The organism is Microseira wollei NIES-4236 (assembly GCF_020521235.1).
Taxonomy (GTDB): domain Bacteria; phylum Cyanobacteriota; class Cyanobacteriia; order Cyanobacteriales; family Aerosakkonemataceae; genus Microseira; species Microseira wollei.
Window position 1 is genome coordinate 1 of sequence record NZ_BLAY01000483.1, and the last position, 827, is coordinate 827.

An 827-nucleotide genomic window follows, 5' to 3' on the forward strand; every position below is an offset into this window, starting at 1 on the left:
ATGCCAGCGATCGCTGCCTCTCCTTTTGAAGTCTGGTTAGTCGATCAGTCCAACTCACCAGGACTTAATTATGGCGGGAACATAGCTATTTACGATGGGGGCGCTCTCACTCTAGGCAGTTCCCCTCTTTCAGGAATTACCCCCCACAAAACGATTGATTTAAGTGGATTAGGCGGACAAACTGGTCTGTGTTCGACAACCACAGGCACCGATCCAGTCCGTCCCCATATGCTCTTGTTTAATTCAACCTACACCCACGCTGTTCTTTCTTTTGTAGCGAGTGGTCATGTGGCAATTTTTGACACAGCAACCTACGACCCAGTTGCTTGTCTCAGAACAGCTCCGGGGGTAGGAGGTGTCCGTCAAGCTCATGCAGCTTTTCCCGCTTTAGATGATAGCTATATCTTAGTCGCCAATCAAAATGGCAAACTTTTGGAGCGAATTGATACTAACTATCAAAACAATCTTTTTACCCTCAATCCAGCGGCAACTCTTAACTTAGCGACCTGCACTACCCCAAACGGAAATGCTTGCGAACAGACGGAAGTTCGTCCTGATAATGCACCGATTTGTCCAATCGTTGATTCATCAAGTAATTTAGGATTTATTACCTTGCGGGGTGGCGGGTTATTTGTCGTCGATCCTAAATCTAACCCGATGAAAATTCTGGCAGAGTACGATCGAAAGACCGTTCATGGTAATGGCTGTGGTGGTATAGAGACAGGAGGGAGCATGTATATCAACTCTGGGGCGGGAAGCCAATCAGAAAACCCTTCTGAGTTTGATGTCTATCAGTTTCCCCTGAGTGGCTACAGTCGATCCAATCT

Annotated in this window: 1 pseudogene; it reads left to right on the plus strand. The window is 46.9% G+C overall.

The window, feature by feature from the left end:
* A pseudogene (locus MiSe_RS49390) lies at nucleotides 1-827 on the plus strand (hypothetical protein); the annotation flags it as partial.